The sequence below is a fragment of the Mycobacterium sp. E1386 genome (assembly GCF_001672745.1).
Lineage (GTDB): Bacteria > Actinomycetota > Actinomycetes > Mycobacteriales > Mycobacteriaceae > Mycobacterium.
The window spans coordinates 1-17,488 of sequence record NZ_LZKH01000059.1; the positions used below are offsets into that span (position 1 = coordinate 1).

At 67.3% G+C, this 17,488-nt stretch carries 13 protein-coding genes and 1 pseudogene; 3 read left to right on the plus strand and 11 right to left on the minus strand.

All coding sequences use genetic code 11. The annotated features are described in order from the left end of the window. From A5709_RS06705 to mutA, 10 genes and pseudogenes are all read right to left on the minus strand, one after another. Window positions 1-845, minus strand: an 845-nt coding sequence (locus A5709_RS06705) for a glycosyltransferase (RefSeq protein WP_197520095.1), incomplete at its 3' end; no start/stop codon positions are given. Between the two features lie 391 nt (window positions 846-1,236). After that, window positions 1,237-2,505: a glycosyltransferase gene (locus A5709_RS06710; RefSeq protein WP_068118976.1), complete on the minus strand. Its 1,269-nt coding sequence runs from the start codon at window positions 2,503-2,505 to the stop codon at window positions 1,237-1,239. 115 nt (window positions 2,506-2,620) lie between these two features. Beyond that, the gene (locus A5709_RS06715; protein WP_068118978.1) at window positions 2,621-3,448 is read right to left on the minus strand and encodes a TylF/MycF/NovP-related O-methyltransferase; all 828 of its coding nucleotides are present in this window, start codon (window positions 3,446-3,448) and stop codon (window positions 2,621-2,623) included. Window positions 3,449-3,731: 283 nt separating this feature from the next. Beyond that, window positions 3,732-4,808 (minus strand): NAD(P)-dependent oxidoreductase, encoded by a 1,077-nt coding sequence (locus A5709_RS06720; protein ID WP_068118997.1) that lies wholly within the window; start codon window positions 4,806-4,808, stop codon window positions 3,732-3,734. 110 nt (window positions 4,809-4,918) lie between these two features. Then, window positions 4,919-5,947: a sulfotransferase family protein gene (locus A5709_RS06725; protein WP_068118981.1), complete on the minus strand. Its 1,029-nt coding sequence runs from the start codon at window positions 5,945-5,947 to the stop codon at window positions 4,919-4,921. 387 nt (window positions 5,948-6,334) lie between these two features. Further along, a complete protein-coding gene (locus tag A5709_RS06730) occupies window positions 6,335-7,249 on the minus strand; it encodes a sulfotransferase family protein (RefSeq protein ID WP_068118998.1) in 915 nt (304 codons plus the stop codon). Between the two features lie 345 nt (window positions 7,250-7,594). Beyond that, entirely contained in the window at window positions 7,595-8,881 is a 1,287-nt protein-coding gene (locus tag A5709_RS06735) for a serine hydrolase domain-containing protein (protein WP_068118983.1), read from the minus strand. Window positions 8,882-8,932: 51 nt separating this feature from the next. Beyond that, a pseudogene (gene meaB / locus A5709_RS06740) lies at window positions 8,933-9,933 on the minus strand (methylmalonyl Co-A mutase-associated GTPase MeaB). Further along, window positions 9,934-12,186: a methylmalonyl-CoA mutase gene (gene scpA, locus A5709_RS06745; RefSeq protein ID WP_068118984.1), complete on the minus strand. Its 2,253-nt coding sequence runs from the start codon at window positions 12,184-12,186 to the stop codon at window positions 9,934-9,936. A 5-nt stretch (window positions 12,187-12,191) separates the two neighbouring features. Beyond that, window positions 12,192-14,069 carry a methylmalonyl-CoA mutase small subunit gene (gene mutA, locus A5709_RS06750; protein WP_068118987.1) on the minus strand — a complete coding sequence of 626 codons (1,878 nt, stop codon included), beginning with the start codon at window positions 14,067-14,069 and terminating at the stop codon, window positions 12,192-12,194. A 169-nt stretch (window positions 14,070-14,238) separates the two neighbouring features. Between mutA and A5709_RS06755 the strand changes: the two genes are divergently transcribed. The 3 genes from A5709_RS06755 (at window position 14,239) to A5709_RS27250 (ending at window position 16,302) form a co-directional block, all read left to right on the plus strand. Further along, complete coding sequence (locus A5709_RS06755) at window positions 14,239-15,006, plus strand: TVP38/TMEM64 family protein (RefSeq protein ID WP_068118994.1); 768 nt, start codon at window positions 14,239-14,241, stop codon at window positions 15,004-15,006. Window positions 15,007-15,140: 134 nt separating this feature from the next. Then, window positions 15,141-15,932, plus strand: a complete 792-nt coding sequence (locus A5709_RS06760) for an endopeptidase (RefSeq protein WP_068119001.1) — start codon at window positions 15,141-15,143, stop codon at window positions 15,930-15,932. A gap of 109 nt (window positions 15,933-16,041) precedes the next feature. After that, entirely contained in the window at window positions 16,042-16,302 is a 261-nt protein-coding gene (locus A5709_RS27250; RefSeq protein WP_082973804.1) for a hypothetical protein, read from the plus strand. A 52-nt stretch (window positions 16,303-16,354) separates the two neighbouring features. On the opposite strand, the gene A5709_RS06765 is transcribed toward A5709_RS27250, so the two are convergent. After that, window positions 16,355-17,488, minus strand: a 1,134-nt coding sequence (locus A5709_RS06765) for a cell wall metabolism sensor histidine kinase WalK (protein ID WP_068119004.1), incomplete at its 5' end; no start/stop codon positions are given.

The window sequence follows — 17,488 nt, forward strand, 5'->3', positions numbered from 1 at the left end:
GCCCGCTCGCCTAGCTTCGCGCAGGCCTTACTGATCATTTCGACTGTGGCGGAAGCGGATTCGAGGGGGATGCTGCCCGAACCAAAGCAGATCGGCGGTGTTCCCGCGGCGATCCACGACGCTACGTCCTCATCGGCGTCGGTGGTCAACTCCATCGTCAGCGCGCCGACGAAGGGCCGTCGGTCGCCCCATTTTTTCGCCCATTCGGCTGCCAAGCCGGGAAAGCAGACCTCGTCGTAGGCCTGGATCTCCAGCGATCCCCGTGCGGCGATCCTTTGCGGCGAGGTTCTGGTTGCCTTGGGCAGGCCGAGTTCACGGCGCTGCCGATCCTCGGCCCTCTTGTTCATCCGCCAGCACACCCAGTCGTACACCGCCATTCCGGTACGCACCATCGGCCCCGGCAGCATCGGAATCAGCTGCCCGTTCGGCCGCATCGGGATGTAATGCAGCGTGGCCATCGGAATGCCGTAGTAGTCCGCCACGTTGATCGCCAGGTCCTGGTAGAGCTGGCCCGTGAAGAGCAAATCGGCCCCCGCCCCGACCGACATCAGGGACGAGCTCATTTCCTGCCAGTTCCGCAGCACCGGCTCCCAGGCGTCCCGCATCAACTTGATGGGCCCGCGCGCGAAATTCTTCCAGAAGTCGCGGATGAATTCATCGCTCCAGAAGTCGTGCATGTCCGGCCCGTAGCCGATGGCAGCCAACCCCGCTTCTCGAGCGAGCTCAACCAAATTGGGCGGGACGGCCATGCGTACTTCATGCCCTCTGCGCATCAATTCGCGGCCGATAGCGAGGCACGGCTCGATGTCGCCGCGCGTCCCATAACTTGCCACAGCAAATTTCATCGCGCTGTAACCTTAATCACTTGTCCCATGCGCAGGCAACTCCGCAGATAGGGTCTTTAGCCCCTAATTTCAGTCTCTCCCTTCCCGATTGGGATTGACTGAGTTTTGGTTGCGCCGCATGGGCACGGAGATTCCAGGGGTCGCCAGGGCAGCGATTTTTACCGGTCCTTGTCGGGTACGACGATGACAACTTCATCGACCTGTCCCCCCGACCTTGTACTAATACGACCCTTGAACGGTGTGACACTCGCCCAGGCATCTTCGGCTGATCAGATATCAGTCTGCCAGAAGGATCGGTCTCGTGTGTCGAGAAGCAGGAACTCGTTGCCCGCCGCCGCCACGAGTCCGGAGGCTCACCCGGAAGCACACAGCCCAGCTCGCGCGTTGCCGATCAGGCGCGGCTCCAGGAGCTGGCAAACTTTTCCACGAGGTCGGCCGCTTTGATCACGCTGTCGGCGGGTTTGGTCATGTGCCTGGCGATTTCGCGCGCGCGCATGCCGTAGTCCGGGTCGAGTATCCGGCGCAGGTCCACGACCAGTGTTTCGCGGGTGGTTGCCGAAAAGCGGCGCGTCGTACCGACTTTCAGCCGGTTGAGCTGGCCCCCCCAGATGGTTTGATTGACGTCCATCGAAAGAATCAGGGTGGGGACTCCGGCACGCAGGCTCGCCGCCGTGGTACCCGAGCCGCCATGATGAACGACCGCGCGACAGGCGGGAAAGACCGTCGCATAATTCACCGTGCCCACGACCTTGACGTGGGCAGGAAGTGGCACGTCGCTGAAATCGCTCCAGCCGGCGCAAATCAACGCCCGCTCGTCCAATTCCGCACATGCCGCAGCGATCATTTCGACCGTGTCGACCGGAGATTCGACCGGCATGCTGCCGAAGCCAAAGCAAATCGGCGACGATCCGGCGGCAATCCAAGCTGCCACGTCGTCGTCGGCGCTCGTGGTCAGTTCCATTGTCAATGGGCCGACAAACGGCCGTAGGCCGTCCCATTTCGCCCATTCGTCCGCCAGTCCGGGAAAGCAAACCTCGTCGTACGCTTGGATTTCCAGCGACTCTCGCTGGGCGATCCGGCGCGGCGAGGGATGCGTTGCCTTGGGGAGCCCGAGTTCGCGGCGCTGCGTGTCCTCGACCTTCTTGTTCAGGCGCCAACTGAACCAGTCGAACGCCGTCATCGCCGAGCGACTCAACGGTGCCGGCAGCATCGAAACGGTCTGGCCGTTAGGCCGCATGGGGACGTGATGCAGCGTGGCCAACGGGATGTCGTAGTACTCCGCGACGTTGGCGGCCGGCTCCTGATAGCTTTGCCCGGCGAACAGCAGGTCCGCCCCGTCGGCAATCGACACCAGGGTGGTGTTCATCTGCGCCCAGCACTGGTCGCTGAGGTCCCACATTTCGCGCCACATCGATCTCAGCTCCCGGACCCGCCAGAAGCGGCTGAAGAACGACGTCCAGAAATTGCGGTAGAGATCCAACCAGGCCTGCGATTCCAGCCCGTACGGAACGGCCGGCAGCCCGGCGGCCTCGGTGAAGGCGATCGAGTCGGGCGGGACCGCCATCACCAGGTCGTGACCCCTGCGTACGAGTTCGCGGGCGACCACCACCGAAGGCTCGATGTCGCCGCGAGTGCCGTAGCTCGCCAGCACCATTTTCATCGCGAATCCAGGCCCTTCACTTGTGGCATCGGCGGCAATGATGCACCGACATCACCTTAAATACCGACGAATACCGGCATCGGCGCGGGCTACTCAGCGACGGCGCGGCGACTCGTCATTCCTTGCGCCACAGCACACCGGTGCCGTCAATCTCGACGATCTCGGCAGTCACGCCATGCTCAGTTCGGTAGTCCGTGACGGCTTGCCGGCACGCGTCGATAGCGTGGTAGTCGTCAACGATGCAAAAACCTCCCGGCGACAGCCGCGGATAGAGCGCGTCGAGCCCTTGGATCGTCGATTCGTACAGGTCGCCGTCGAGCCGCAGCACGGCGATGCGCTCAATCGGGGCGCCCTGCAGCGTGTCTTTGAACCAGCCCGGCAGGAAACGAACCTGGTCGTCCAGCAACCCGTAGCGCTCGAAATTCGCTTTCACTTGCGCCTCTGACACCGCCAGCACACCGGCGGCGTGGTGCAGCCGGATCCCCTTATCCGCTTCGAAATGCGCGGTGTCTGGGGGCGGAACTCCCTCGAACGAATCGGCCAGCCACACGGATCGCTTCTTATCGCCGTAGACGGCCAACACCGCCCGCATCAAGATCGACGCCCCGCCGCGCCACACTCCGCACTCGACCAGGTCGCCGGGGATGTTCTCGTTCAGAACGGTCTCGACGCAGCGCTGCAAACTCGTCAGTCGCTGCATACCGATCATCGTCAACGCATCCGCCGGCCAATCCAGCCCCAAGTCACGCGCGTGCGGATTGAACGGACGCTTGCGCACCAGCATGAATTTGCCGGCGCTGAGCACCGGGCGTCCGAAGTAGTTCCAACCGACGGGCACCAGCTCGTCGCTGCCATACCGGGTCAGGTTGCGCCGGAGCAGGTCGAGGTAGGCGGATCGTGTGTCCACGAATGAAGACCGGGAATCGCGATCGGCCACGGTCACGATTGCCCCCTAGTTCGCACGAACTTCCTCCCGGTGATCAGGTTAGACGTCCGTCCGAGCCCCCACGCCGTTTCGTACTTTTCCATCAACCCGGTCAACGCTCGGCCTCTCCGTTTGTAGCGCGTAGCCGCCATACTGGCTCGCCCGCTGACCACCGGTCAGCCTATGCGGACCATCATATGCTTCAAATGGTCATCGCCCCGTCCACCGAGGGTAGCGCCGTTTGCTGGGTCCTCCACCAACTCGCCGTTATAGGCACGGCGAGGTCGCCGCGTTGGTTCGATCAGCCGGAGGAAAATCCGGATTCCTTGCCGATCCAAGCCAGCAACGCGGGCAAACCCTCGTCGAGGGTCCACTTCGGCCGCCAGCCCAGCTCGCTGCCGGCCGGTCCGATGTCACAGCTCGCGGCGCGTACGTCACCGTCGCGGAATTTGGGCACGACGTTCGGCTCCGGGGCGTCGCACATGGTGGCGACCTTGTCAGCCAGCTCGTGGATAGTGGTCGCCTTGCCCGATCCGATGTCGAGGCGGCGCGATTCGGTCGCGGGGTCCTGCAGCGCCGCGAACAGCGCGTCGACGACGTCGTCGATGTAGACGAAATCGCGCACGATCCTGCCGTCCTCGTATACCTCGAGCGATTGCCCTTCGCGCGCCAAACGCGCGAACAGAGCGACGATTCCGGTATACGAATTCGTCAGCGATTGGCCGGGACCGTAGACATTCTGCAGCCGTAGCACGCTGACATTGGTGTCGTGCGCGGCCGTCCAGGCCGCCAGCAAGTGCTCCTGGGCGAGCTTGGTCGCGGCATACACGTTGGTTGGACGGGGTTCCGTTTCGCTCGCGCGGCTCGGCAGCGGCACCGCGGGTTCGCCGTCGGGTCCCTGGGGATCCCACTGGCCGGCCAACAGCTGCGCGTGGCTGCGGGGCGGCGGATAGAAGACGTGGGTGCCGGCTTGCCACGAGCCCTCGCCGTAGACCGCCCGGGATGACGCCAGCACGAGTTGCTCGGGAACGAGGGCAGAGCGGCTCAGGGCGTCAAGAAGCTGGGTGGTGCCCACTACATTCACCGAGCCGTGGCGCGTCGCCTCCGACAGCGACTGCGCTGTTCCCGTCTCGGCCGCCAGATGGACGATCTGGGACGGACGGCACAACCTGAGCACCGCATCCCAATCAGGAGCGTGTGTGACATCCCCGGTGAATAACCGCACCGACGACGGCAGGTCGAGCGGTCGATCCGCACTATGTACCTGGGGGTGCAGGACGTCCATAACGGCGACGTCGTACCCGGCCTCGACGAGGCGATACGACAGCGCCGACCCGATGAACCCCGCTCCCCCGGTGATGAGGACGGATACTGACAAGAGCCGATGCCTCCCATTGGTGTGCAGGTAGGTGACCGGCACAGGTTGCCGAGAACGCGGTCTGCTCGATCATATCGGGCACCCTGCCCGGGCCAGCGGGATTCGCAGCACTAGGCCCACGTGCCACGGCGCCGGTGCGCCATCGCCAGTATCTCCATCATTGGGCCCGCAATGACCGGCGGGAAGACGCGAAAAAGCATGCTGTTGGACAAGCCATGAAAATCCTGGAACGCCTTGCGGAAATCGCGTTCGCACGCCCGGTAGGACTCGAAGACGCGATCCAGCGCGGGCGCGTCCACGGGCTCGTCGAGCGCCGCCGCGCACAGCGTTTCGTAGACCACGGAAATCCAGTCGGCACCAAAGAGATTCGTCACCGGGCCGCAGTGTCGTTGGCGTCGCAGGTCGGGCCTGAGGAAGTCCTCGACGGCCCGCTCTTCCCCCGTGCTCAATTCGTTGGGCAGTATCACGGAGACTCGTTTCATCTCCCGGCGCCAGTCTTCGAGGAGGTTGGCGTACTCGACGAACACGCGAGTTACGCCGCGCGTTTGGCGTTCGGCCTGCAAGTTGTATTTCAGCCAGATGGCACTGGCCAGCGCGGGAGAGATTCGCCATGATGCCGCGATCGACGAGATGACCTCTTGCGGCTGCCGCACCGCGATCACCGTCGCGACGTCGAATCCGGCCAGGCGTGCCGCCTCGAACCATAGGTCGGACAGCGTGGTTATCCGGGGGTCCTTGATGACCACCAGCGGCGCCGGCGGCAGGGTGGAGAGATAGTCCCCGATCTTGGCGATGTGGGTGGCCTTTTGTTCTCCGAGGGCACCCTCGTCCAGCGCGCACGGTGACGGGTCGTACCAGTTACTACCGTGCCGCCGCAGAATCGACTCGTTGAGCGTGATGGCCGCCCGTGGCTCCCAGTAGCCCAGCGGATTGTTCGCGTCGGCGCCTAACATTCCGGCCGGAAGCGTGCCGCCGCATAGCGAGAGAACCCGCGTGATCGCCGAGGTTCCCGACCGCTGTGGGCCCAACACGAACAGAATGACCGGGCGGTTCGCGGTTTCTGGGCGGCCGGATCTCTCCGGGCGACAGACGGCGTCGGGAGCACTTCCAGCGAACTTGGCGATCCGGGCAGATCTCATCGCAAACGCAAACCTTCCAGTGTCGTGCGCCGGGCTAATCTGAATGCGGTTGTTAGCCATGACTTTCCGATTTCGCGTACGCCTTCGATCGTTGGCGCACAGCAACTCTGTCAGAGTCATCACCGTCTTGCCCGATATGCACTAAGACATCGAGACGTGCAACTGCATCTATCTCAACGTCTCTGGCAAAAAGACGACACTTTCCCCTAGCACCTCCTGCGGGATCAGGCTCTCCCCTGATGAGCGAATGATCGGGTCATGGTGCGTTAAAGACTTTAGCGCGATCGCGGTGACTAGTGCGTCAATTTCGCAAATTTGCTTTGCTTACTTAACATTTGGACGACTCGGGGTGGTCGTCGTCCAAGTATGTGGGTCAACCGGCGGGGACTAGGCCCAGGTCCCCCTGCGGCGGTGCGCCATCGCGACGACCTCGAGCACCGGCCTCATGACGGACGGCCGCAGCAGCCTGGCGGTGAGGCTGCTGGAGTGGCTGCGGGCGTCTTCCAACGCGATTCGGAAATCATGCTCAGTGGACCGATACGCCTCGAACACCCGGTCCAGCGTCGCCACGTCCGGCGGCCCGTCCAGCGCCGCCGTGCGAATCGCCTCGTAAACCGCCGACATCCAGCCGGCGCCGAAGCGATCAATCACGGGTCCACTGTCCCGGTTGCGCCGCAGATCGGGGGTGAGAAACTCGTCGACCGCGCTCTCGTCGTCGGCGCGCAGTTCGATCTCGAGCGCGGCGGAAATCCGCTTCACCTCGCGGCGCCAGTTCTCGAGAAGCTGCGTGTACTCGACGAACACCCGGGGCACGCCGCGTGAGTGGCGCTCGGCCAGGAGGTTTCCCTTCAACCACAGGGCGCTGGCGAGTTCCGGCGACGCCCCGGTAGCCTTCCCCAGCGACGCGATCACCTCCTGCGGGTGGCGCACAGCGATCACGACGGCGACGTCAAAACCCGCCGCACGTGCCGCCTCGAACCACATCTCCCAGAGCACCACGATCTGCAGGTCCTTGATGACCAGCAGCGGTGCGTCCGGCAGCGACTTGAGGTAAGCGGAGATGTCGACGGTGGCCGCCGCCCGCTCCGCCGCCGTGAAGGCGCCCTCCTCCAGGACGCGCAGCGACGGGTCCCACCAGGCGCTGCCGCGCCGCTCGAGGATCGACCTGTTGAGGAGCAGGGATTCGCGCGGTTCCCAGTAGCCGCGCTGATTCGTCTCGTCGGCACCCATCATCCCGGCCGGGAGCGTGGCACCGCACAACGAAAGGACCCGGGTCAGTGCCGACGTGCCCGACCGCCCCATGCCCAGGACGAATAAGGCGAGGGGGCGCGTGGCGGTCGACGATTCGACGAGGCATCCGGAGGTGGCATGGCTTTCGGTGGGTCTAGTCGTGCGGGCCCATTTCATCCAGCTTCAGCCTTCCAAGTCGTGCGCGTCATCGATGCCATGTTTATCGCGGCAATATTACCGATTGTTTGATTTTGCGGGCCGGTTCGGTGAAACACGTGTCAAATATGTAAAGACCGCGTATACCGTGCCTTAATCGGATCGCTTAGATCCGCGCTGAGCTGCACTTTTCCAGGTGCCCACCACCGCAATGCGGTGCTTGAGCGCGGTCCGCGCAACCGCGCGCGGATGTTTGCCGGGTTACCCCGCAACCGCCCCCGGCTCGAAGAACGGCGCCCCGTACTCGGTCACCGGCTCGAAGCCGCGCTTGCGCGCCTTCTCGGCAGCCTTGCGAATCAGGGCGTAGATGCCGACGAACGCCGCGTGATCGGTCATCACGAACGGGGTCAGCAGCCGGTTGTGCACCAGCGAGAAAGCTACGCCGCTCGCCGGGTCGGTCCAGCCGAGCGAGCCGCCCAGCCCGACGTGGCCGAAGCCGGGCATCACGTTCCCGATGGGCAGGCTGTGGTAGCCCAGGTGGAATGCCAGCGGCATGAACAGGTTTCGGTCCGGGCGCAAGCTCCGCCGACCGGTCAGGCCGGCGACCATTTCGCGGGATAGGAACCGGATGCCGTCAACCTCGCCGCCGTTGGCGATGGCGCCGTACATCCGGGCCAGTCCCCGGGCCGTCGCCACCCCGTTGGCCGCCGGGATCTCCCCGTCCAGCAACGGGGTGTCACCCTGCACGGCCGCGACCATGCCCGGGAAGTACATGGACCGGAACCCGCCGGACAGCTCGTTGGCCACCTTGCGAGTCACGAAGCTCAGCACCGGGTTCCGCACGAGGTTCTGCGGCGCCACGATCTGGGCGACCCGCGTCGGCGCGCCGGCCGGCGGCCGACCCAGGTACAGCCCGTCGGTGCCCAGCGGCTCGGCGAGCTCCTCGCGGATCAGCGCTCGCATGCCTTTTCCGGTCACGCCCCGGGCCAGGCCGGACATCAGCCAGCCGAAGGTAAGGGCGTGATACGCCGACTTGCCCAGCAGCCGGCCCGGTGCCGCGGCCGCCAGCCGTTCTTCCATGACGACGTGGTCCAGCAAGTCTTCGGTGCTGGCGCCACGCAGGCCCGACAGGCCGGCAGCGTGCCTCATCACGTCACGCACGGTGAGGTTCGCCTTGCCGTTGGCCGCGAACTCCGGCCAGTACTCGGCAACGGGCGCCTCGTAGTCGATCAGCCCGCGGTCGGCGAGCCGGTGAATGACGGTGGCGGCCATGCCTTTCGTGGCCGAGAACACCATCGGGGCGCTGTCGGCCGACCACGGGGTGTGGCCACCCCGGTCGGACCACCCGGTCCAGACGTCGACGACGGGTTGGCCGTCCAAATACACCGCCAGCGCGCCGCCGCCGAAGCGGCGAGCGGGGAACATGCTGGCGAAACTGCGAACGACGCATCCGAAGTGTGAGTCCGCCGCGCCGGACACACGGTGACCTGCGTCAAGGTCATCGTGGACAGGGACCGCGCGGCGATCGACTCGGGTTTCCACCGTCACATTTTTGAATTTACTTGGATTTCACACCTTCCCGGAGCGAAATCGGATTGTTTATCTATCCGTTATCCTGACGAGGCCGTTAATATTTGCTGCGCCGCCAGCGCGGGGGTCAGCTCGCCGGCCTTGACCTGGCGCTCGATGTCGGCACGCATCTTGCGCACCTTCGGATTGGACAGCACCCGGTCCAGGACGGTGTCGCGGACCATCTGCCACGTCCAGTCGACCTGCTGGGCGCGGCGGCGCGCCTCGAACTCGCCGGCTTCAGTGAGCACCTGGCGATGACGCTCGATGGTGTCCCACAATTCCTGCAGGCCGGTCCCCTCCGTCGCGCTCATCGTGAGAACCGGTGGCCGCCAGAGTGTTTCACGCGGATGGATCAACCTGATCGCGGACGACAGCTCGCGGGCGGCCATCCGCGCCTCCGCGAGATGCTCCCCGTCGGCCTTGTTCACCACCACGATGTCGGCCAGCTCCAGCGCGCCCTTCTTGATGCCCTGCAGCTGATCGCCGCTGCGCGCCAGGGTCAACAGGACGAACGTGTCGACCATGTTGGCCACCGTCACCTCGGACTGGCCGACGCCAACGGTCTCGATGATGATCACGTCGAAACCGGCGGCCTCCAACAACACCACCGTCTCGCGGGTGGCCTTTGCTACGCCGCCCAGGGTGCCCGACGTCGGCGACGGGCGAATGTACGCGTCCGGGTGCACCGCCAGCCGCGCCATCCGGGTCTTGTCGCCCAGGATCGATCCCCCGCTGCGTGTCGACGACGGGTCCACGGCCAGCACCGCCACCCGGTGGCCCTGCTCGATCAGGTGCATGCCAAGGGCCTCGATGGTGGTGGACTTCCCCACGCCGGGGGTCCCGGTGATGCCGATGCGGTGCGCGTTGCCCGAGTCGGGCGTCAGCGCGAGCAGAAGCTGCTGCGCCTTCTCGTGATGGTCGGCGCGGGTGGACTCCAGCAGTGTGATGGCCCGCGGCAGCGCCGCGCGGTCGCCGCGGCGAATGGCGTCGGCCAGCTCGTCGACGGTGTGGCTCTTGCGGGCTGCCATCTAGTCGAGCGTGTAACCCAGGCGTTCGGCGAGCTTGTGCAGCAAGCCGATCGCGGCCTCGGCGATCACCGTCCCCGGCGGGAAGATGGCGGCGGCCCCGGCTTGGTACAGCTCGTCGAAGTCACCGGGCGGGATGACACCGCCGACCACGACCATGATGTCGGGGCGTCCCACCTCGGCGAGCGCGTCGCGCAGCGCAGGCACCAGCGTCAGGTGGCCGGCGGCCAGCGACGAAACGCCGACCACGTGCACGTCGTTGTCCGCGGCCTGGCGGGCCACCTCCTCGGGCGTGGAGAACAGCGAGCCGACGTCGACGTCGAAGCCGAGGTCGGCGAAGGCCGTCGCAATCACCTTCTGGCCGCGGTCGTGACCGTCCTGGCCCATCTTGGCCACCAGAATCCTGGGCCGGCGGCCGTCGGCCTCGGCGAACTTCTCGACTAGTTCGGTGGCGGTTGCGATGTTCTGGGCCTTTCCGGCTTCGTCCCGGTAGACGCCGGCGATGGTGCGGATCTCCGCCTGGTGCCGGCCGTATACCTTTTCCAGCGCGTCGGAGATCTCCCCGACCGTGGCTTTGGCCCGGGCGGCGTTGATCGCCAGCGCCAGCAGATTATTACCCAACCCGTCCTCACCGGCGCGACCGTGCGCGGCGGCGGCCCGGGACAAGTCGGCCAGCGCGGCGTCGACCGCGGCCTGGTCGCGGCCGGCCCGCAGCTCCTTGAGTTTGGCCAGCTGCTCGGCGCGCACCCGGCTGTTCTCGACCTTGAGGACCTCGACCTCCTGGTCCTCTTCGACCTGATACTTGTTGACGCCGATCACCGGCTGGATCCCGGAGTCGATGCGGGCCTGGGTCCGCGCGGCGGCCTCCTCGATGCGCAACTTCGGGATGCCCTCGTTGATGGCCTGGGCCATGCCGCCGTGCTCGGCTACCTCGGCGATGTGCGCGCGGGCCCGCTGCGCGAGCTGGTGGGTCAGCCACTCCACGTAATACGAGCCGCCCCACGGGTCGATGGGCCGCGTGGTGCCCGACTCCTGCTGCAGCAGCAGCTGCGTGTTGCGCGCGATCCGCGCTGAGAAGTCCGTGGGCAGCGCAAGCGCCTCGTCGAGGGCGTTGGTGTGCAGCGACTGGGTGTGCCCCTGGGTCGCGGCCATCGCCTCGATGCAGGTGCGCGCGACGTTGTTGAAGGCGTCCTGCGCGGTCAGCGACCAGCCGGAGGTCTGCGAATGTGTGCGCAACGACAGCGATTTGGGGTTCTTCGGGTTGAACTGCGCCACCAGCTCGCTCCACAGCAGCCGGCCCGCCCGCAGCTTGGCGACCTCCATGAAGAAGTTCATCCCGATGCCCCAGAAGAACGACAGCCGCGGCGCGAACTTGTCGATGTCCAGGTCGGCGTCCAGGCCCGCCTTGATGTAATCGACGCCGTCGGCCAGCGTGTAGGCCAGCTCCAAATCGGCTGTGGCCCCGGCCTCTTGGATGTGATAGCCGGAGATCGAGATGGAGTTGAACTTCGGCATCTTCGCGCTGGTGTAGCCGAAGATGTCGGAGATGATGCGCATCGACGGCTTGGGCGGATAGATGTAGGTGTTGCGCACCATGAATTCTTTGAGGATGTCGTTCTGGATGGTGCCGGCCAGCTTCTCCGGCGGCACCCCCTGCTCCTCGGCGGCCACCACGTACAGCGCCAGGATCGGCAGCACGGCGCCGTTCATCGTCATCGACACCGACACCGTCGACAGGTCGATGCCGTCGAACAGCTGGCGCATGTCGAGGATGGAATCGATTGCCACGCCGGCCATTCCGACGTCGCCCTGGACGCGCGGATGGTCGGAGTCGTAGCCGCGGTGGGTGGCCAGGTCGAAGGCCACCGACAGGCCCTTCTGGCCGGCCGCCAGGTTGCGACGGTAGAACGCATTCGACTCCGCCGCGGTGGAGAATCCCGCGTACTGACGGATGGTCCACGGCTGGTTGACGTACATCGTGGGGTACGGGCCGCGCAGGAAGGGCGGCTCGCCGGGGAAGCTGTTCAGCGGGTAACCGCCGGCCACCGCGGCGGCCCGGTCGGCGCCGATGTACACCGGTTTGACGGCGATGTCTTCCGGCGTGTGCCACTCGAGCTGATCGGGCGTGTACCAGTGCGCCGCCGCGGCGGCCGCGACGTGCTTTTCCACGGCGGCTTCGGTGGGCGGCGGCAGCGGGCGGTCGCCGTTCAGCGGGACGTCGGCGAAGTTACCGATCACAGGTGCGGTTGTGGTCATTGCGGCTACGCTCCCAGTCGAGTCAGCAGGTTCGAAAGGGCCTCGACCGCATTGATTTTCGCGGTCAGGAATTCGTCGGGCCGGTGCTCTGCATCGGCGATGGCCTTTTCCGGCCCGGCGAGGTAGACCCTCGACACGCCGGCGGTTCGGGCCGCCTCGACGATCGCCGCGGCCTCGTCCCCGTAGCGCTTGTCGGTGCCGCAGATGACCGCCGCGCTGGGCGATCCCGCATCGGCAACGGCCTTCGCGACACCTGCGGCGTCGACCGTGCCCGGGTTGACGGCTTCGATACCGCCCGACGCCAGCAGATTGGCGGCGAACGTGGCCCGGATGTTGTGCTCGGCCAGCGGGCCCAACGGAAGCAACAGCGCCTGCGGACGCGCGCCGGTGCGCTCCAGGAAGGCGTCGGAGCGATCGCGCAACGCCTCGAACGCGGCGGCGTAACGCTGCAGGTTGCCGGCGGCCAGCGGCGAACCCAACGAATCATCATGCGGCAGAGCGGGTTCGGTGAGATTCGGGAACTGGTTGACACCGGTGATCGCGGTGCGGCGGTGCGCGATGTCGTCGGCGCGTCGCGCGGCCACCTCGGCGATCTGCTCGGCGACGTACTCGCGCGCCTCGACGAACCCGCCACGCGCCTCGATGGCCTGGAAATGCTCCCAGGCCTGCTCCGCGAGCCGGGCGGTGAGGTCCTCGACGAACCATGAGCCGCCGGCGGGGTCCAGCACGCGGCCGACGTGCGACTCCTCCAAGAGCAGCAGCTGGGTGTTGCGGGCGATCCGGCGCGCGAAGCTTCTCGCCGTGCCGGGGAAGCCACCCGGGATCGCCACGTCGAACGGGAGCACCAGCACGGTGTCGGCGCCGCCGACGCCCGCGCCGAACGCGGCCAGGGTGCAGCGCAGCATGTTCACCCACGGGTCGCGTTGGGTCATCATCGGCAGCGACGTTTCGGCGTGCACGGTGACCGCGCCGCCGTCCGGGTCGCCTACGACCTCCGCGACCCGCGCCCAGAGCTGACGCACGGCCCGCATCTTGGCGAGCGTCACGAACTGATCGTCGTCGGCGGCCAGCCGGAAACTGATCTGCCGCAACGCCTCCCCGACCGACATGCCCGACTCGGTGAGCCGCCGCAGATAGGCCACCCCGACGGCCACGGTGCCGGCCAGCTCCCACGTCGCGTTGGCCCCCAGGTTGTGGAAGGCCGGCCCGTCGACGGTGATCGCCCGCACGCCGCGCTCCCGGGCAGCGCGCTTGGCGACCGCGACCACCTCGTCCATCGCGGGCGCGGGGCGATCGCTCAGTGTCGCGGTGAGGGGGTCGCCGCCCAGGTCGATCGAGAGTAATTCGCGCTGGTCAGCTTCGACGCCTGCGGCCAGGGCCAGCATCGCGTCGGCGGCGGCCGAGTAGTCCGCGCCCGCGTCGACGATGACCGGCGCCATGCTCAGGTGCACGCCCTGCAGGGCATCCGCGAGCTGGTCGACCGTCACGCCGGATTCGCCCACCCGCAGCACCAGCGCGCTGACCCCGTTGCCAAGTGCCTCGAGCACCGCCGAGTTGACATCCTGGGCCGCTACCCCGGCGACGCGATCGGCGGGGAACGCCTCGGCCACCTTCCAGCCGGACTTGACGTCGCGCAGCGCATCGGCGCCCCGCACGAAAGGCCACTCGCCGGGCAACGGCGGTTCCGGCAGCTCGTCCAGCGCCGTGTACAGCGCGCGGACCGCGATGCCGTCGTAGGTAGGGGTTTCCAGCAGCCGCTCGGGCTGGTCCCCGAGTTCCTCGGGGTCCTTCCGGGTGCTTTTCGATAGCACGCCGGCGACCGCACTGCGCCAACGCCCGCGAACCTGTTCTAGTTCGGCGAGCTCGGGTACATCAATGGACACCGATTGCTCCCTTTTTTGCCAGCAAATGGGGCCTGCGACTTACTAATCAGGCTAATTGATCGAACCTGTCGGCAGAAAACCATGCGGGGCGACCAGCAAGGCAGGCCGGTGATGAAACGCCAGCCTCGGGAAACGAGTTATTCATCTGCGCCCCGTAACCTTTACAGGCGTGACGGCTTCCGCCACCTGCAGAATCAACCGGACGCTGCGCGACCTCGGCGGCGCGCTGGGCGCGGCCGCGCGTCTGCTGTCGCGGCCCCGGGCGATCGCCACAGTGGTCGGTATCACACTCTTGATCGCGGCCGCGTCATGGTTGCCCTTACCCACCCCGGTGCAGATGCGCGATTGGGCCGAGTCGGTCGGCCCCTGGTTTCCCTTGGCGTTTCTCGCCGCCCACATCGTGGTCACCGTGGTGCCGGTGCCCCGGACGGCGTTCACCCTGGCCGCCGGGCTGCTGTTCGGGCCGTTGATGGGTGTGGCGATCGCGGTGGTTGCCAGCACCGCGAGCGCGGTGATCGCGATGCTGCTGGTGCGCGCGGCCGGGTGGCGGCTGAACCGTCTGGTTCGCCATCGGTCGATCGACACGGTGGACGAGCGCTTGCGGCAGCGGGGCTGGCTGGCCATCTTGTCGCTGCGCCTGATTCCCGCGGTGCCGTTTTCGGCGATCAACTACGCCGCCGGTGCGTCGACGGTGCGGGTCCTGCCGTACAGCCTGGCCACGCTGGGCGGCCTGCTGCCCGGCACCGCCGCCGTCGTGATCCTGGGCGACGCGCTCGCCGGTCACCCCAGCTCGCTGCTGTACCTGGTTTCGCTGTGCACGGCGACCCTGGGTCTGACGGGCTTGGTGATCGAGATCCGCCACTACCGCCGGCACCATCACCGCACGCACAATTCCGCCGCCGACCGGCCCTCCCCGGAGCCGGCCCCCATCGGCTGATCTCCTGCAGCGAATCTGGCTAATCGCCACGGCCGGCGGGCAGAAGCTGGCAAGCTGGACCGCACAGATACCGGCATCCGCTCAAAGGGGGGCTGTTGGCCGGAACCCAAGCGCCGTACCCGCCGCGGTCCAAGATGCATTCCGCGTTGTTGGTGATCGCGTCGCTTTGTTGCGTCGTCGCCTTCTTCGCAGCCGTCTACATGCTGCCCAAGAACACCGGCCCGACCCACGAACCAGGCCCGCCGCCGCTCCTGTCACCGATCGATCTGCCCGCGTCGACCGCCGTCGGCCCGGGGGCGGGCATTTACGTCCAGTACGCCGATGGGTCGGGCGGAATGGGTTGCACCGCAGGGTTTTTGGTGCGGACCAGCACCGGCCAGCCCGGTGTGCTGACCGCCGGGCATTGCAACCGTCCCGGCGAGGCCAGCAAGGTGACGATGAACCTGGGCGGGGTCCTCCCCTACGCGACGCTGGGCACGTTCAGCCAGACGGTCAGCGAGGGGGTTCACGACGAACAGCACGACATCGGCCTCATCGTGCTCAACGGGGACGACGTTCCCCAGAATCCGGCTATCGCGTCCGCCTTGCGGGTCTCCGGCGTCGCCACCAACCTGCATACCGGCCAGGAACTCTGCAAATTCGGCATGGGCACCGGCGAGGCGACGTGCGGACAGATCACGGAAATCACCGACAGCAAGGTCGTGTTCCTAGCGCCCGGCCAATGCGGCGATTCCGGCGGCCCGGTGTACCTCAATCAAGGCGATGGCACCGTCGGCGCCGTCGGCATCCTGATCCGCGGGGGCGACCCTCACGCGCCCAGGCCCGGGTGTTCGGTCCCGGCGAAATTCTCGGTCGCCGAACTGATCCAGCCGTGGCTGGACAGGTGGCATCTCACCGCCGTGACCGCGGCGGCCGCGTCCGGCTGACGCTCCTTCAGGCTGGCTTCAGGCTGACTTCCTACTGTCGCGGATCGCGGCGATCCGCGGGTCCCCCCGCGGATAGATGCGCCGCCGACAGAGAGGAGAGATGGGCCGAGTGAAGATCAAACAACTCATCGCGGGTTCGCTGCTCGCGGGCGCCCTCGGGACGGCCGTGGCCGGCTTCGGCGTCGCGGTGGCGAGTGCGGATCCACCCCCACCACCGGGACAGCCGGGAGTGCCGGGACCGCCGGGACCGCAGCACCCGCCGGGCGGCCCGTTCGGAGGCCCACCGGGACCGGGTGGTCCGGGTGGTCCGGTTGGTCCGGGTGGCCCGGGGCCCGGCGACCCGCTCCGGCCACCGCCGCCGGGAATCTGACGAGGCGTTAGCAGTCTGGAGCGGTGGCCGCCTCGCCTGGGGCGGCCACCGCTCACCCGCGTTCGACCGGCATGCTGAGCCGGAACCGCGCCCCGCCGTCGTGCGGCAGACACACCAGCTCGCCGCCGTGCGCACGCGCCAGCGCCCGGGCTATCGGCAGGCCCAGCCCGGCGCCGCCGTGATCGCGGGCGCGTCCGGCGTCGAGCCGCACCAGCCGCTCGAAGATCCGCTCGCGCTCGTCGTCGGGAATGCCGGGCCCGCTGTCGGTTACGGTCACCTCCGCGGCGCCTTCGTGCCTGCGGACGTCGATCGTGATCGAGCCTCCCGGCGGCGTATATCGGCGGGCGTTGTCGAGGAGATTGGACAGGATCTGCGCGAGCCGGGTGGGGTCCGCGTTGACGGTCAGCTCGCCCAGGCCCGTGCGACGGACGGCGAGTTGCGGTGCCAGCATCGCGGCCCGGTCGGCTTCGCCGTCGGCGATCGCGGCCAGGTCGATGTCGTGCGTGTCCAGCGGCAGGCCGGCGTCGATGCGGCTCAGATCGAGCATGTCCGAGACGAGCCGCCCGGCGCGCCGCGCGTCCGACAGCAACAGGCTGGCCCGGCGATACTGACCATCTGCGTCGTCGCCTTGCTGGGAGGCGCTGGTGGCGAGTTGCTCGGCGGCGACCTGAATCCCGGCGATCGGCGTGCGCAGCTCGTGCGCGGCGTCCACCAGGAAGCGCCGGGTGGCCGTCTCGGCGCGCCGGGCCGCGTCGGCCGCCCGCTGCGCCCGGCGCTCGGATGCCTCCAAGGCATCCAGCATGCCGTCGAATGCGCTTGCCGCGCGGCCCAATTCGGTATCCGCGCGGTCGGGGCGCAGCCGCCGCCCGCGATCACCGGTCCGGATGTCGTTGGCCAGCGCCGTCAACCGGTCCAGCGGGCGCAGCGCCACCCGGCTGACCGCCACCAACAACAGTGCGGCGACAGCCAGCGTCGCCACGCCCGCCCCGACCATCAGCAGCCGCAACTGGTGCGTCACCTGCGTGGTTTGGGTCGTGTCGGCGACCAGGATCACCCGGGCGCCGTCCGGCAACGGACGCACCATGGCCGTCGCGCTGACATCCGGTAGGGGCGGGGGCGGTGGTGGTCCGTGCTGCAGCGCCATCATCGGCGGTGGCCCGGGCGGTCGCCGCGCCCCGGGCGGTCC

Bases quoted from the DNA above. Each gene is read 5' to 3' on its own strand.
- A5709_RS06710 (WP_068118976.1), bottom strand. From the start codon at position 2,505: ATGAAAATGGTGCTGGCGAGCTACGGCACTCGCGGCGACATCGAGCCT.
- A5709_RS06725 (WP_068118981.1), bottom strand. From the start codon at position 5,947: ATGAGATCTGCCCGGATCGCCAAGTTCGCTGGAAGTGCTCCCGACGCC.
- A5709_RS06730 (WP_068118998.1), bottom strand. From the start codon at position 7,249: ATGGGGCGGTCGGGCACGTCGGCACTGACCCGGGTCCTTTCGTTGTGC.
- scpA (WP_068118984.1), bottom strand. From the start codon at position 12,186: ATGACCACAACCGCACCTGTGATCGGTAACTTCGCCGACGTCCCGCTG.
- A5709_RS06760 (WP_068119001.1), top strand. From the start codon at position 15,141: ATGCATTCCGCGTTGTTGGTGATCGCGTCGCTTTGTTGCGTCGTCGCC.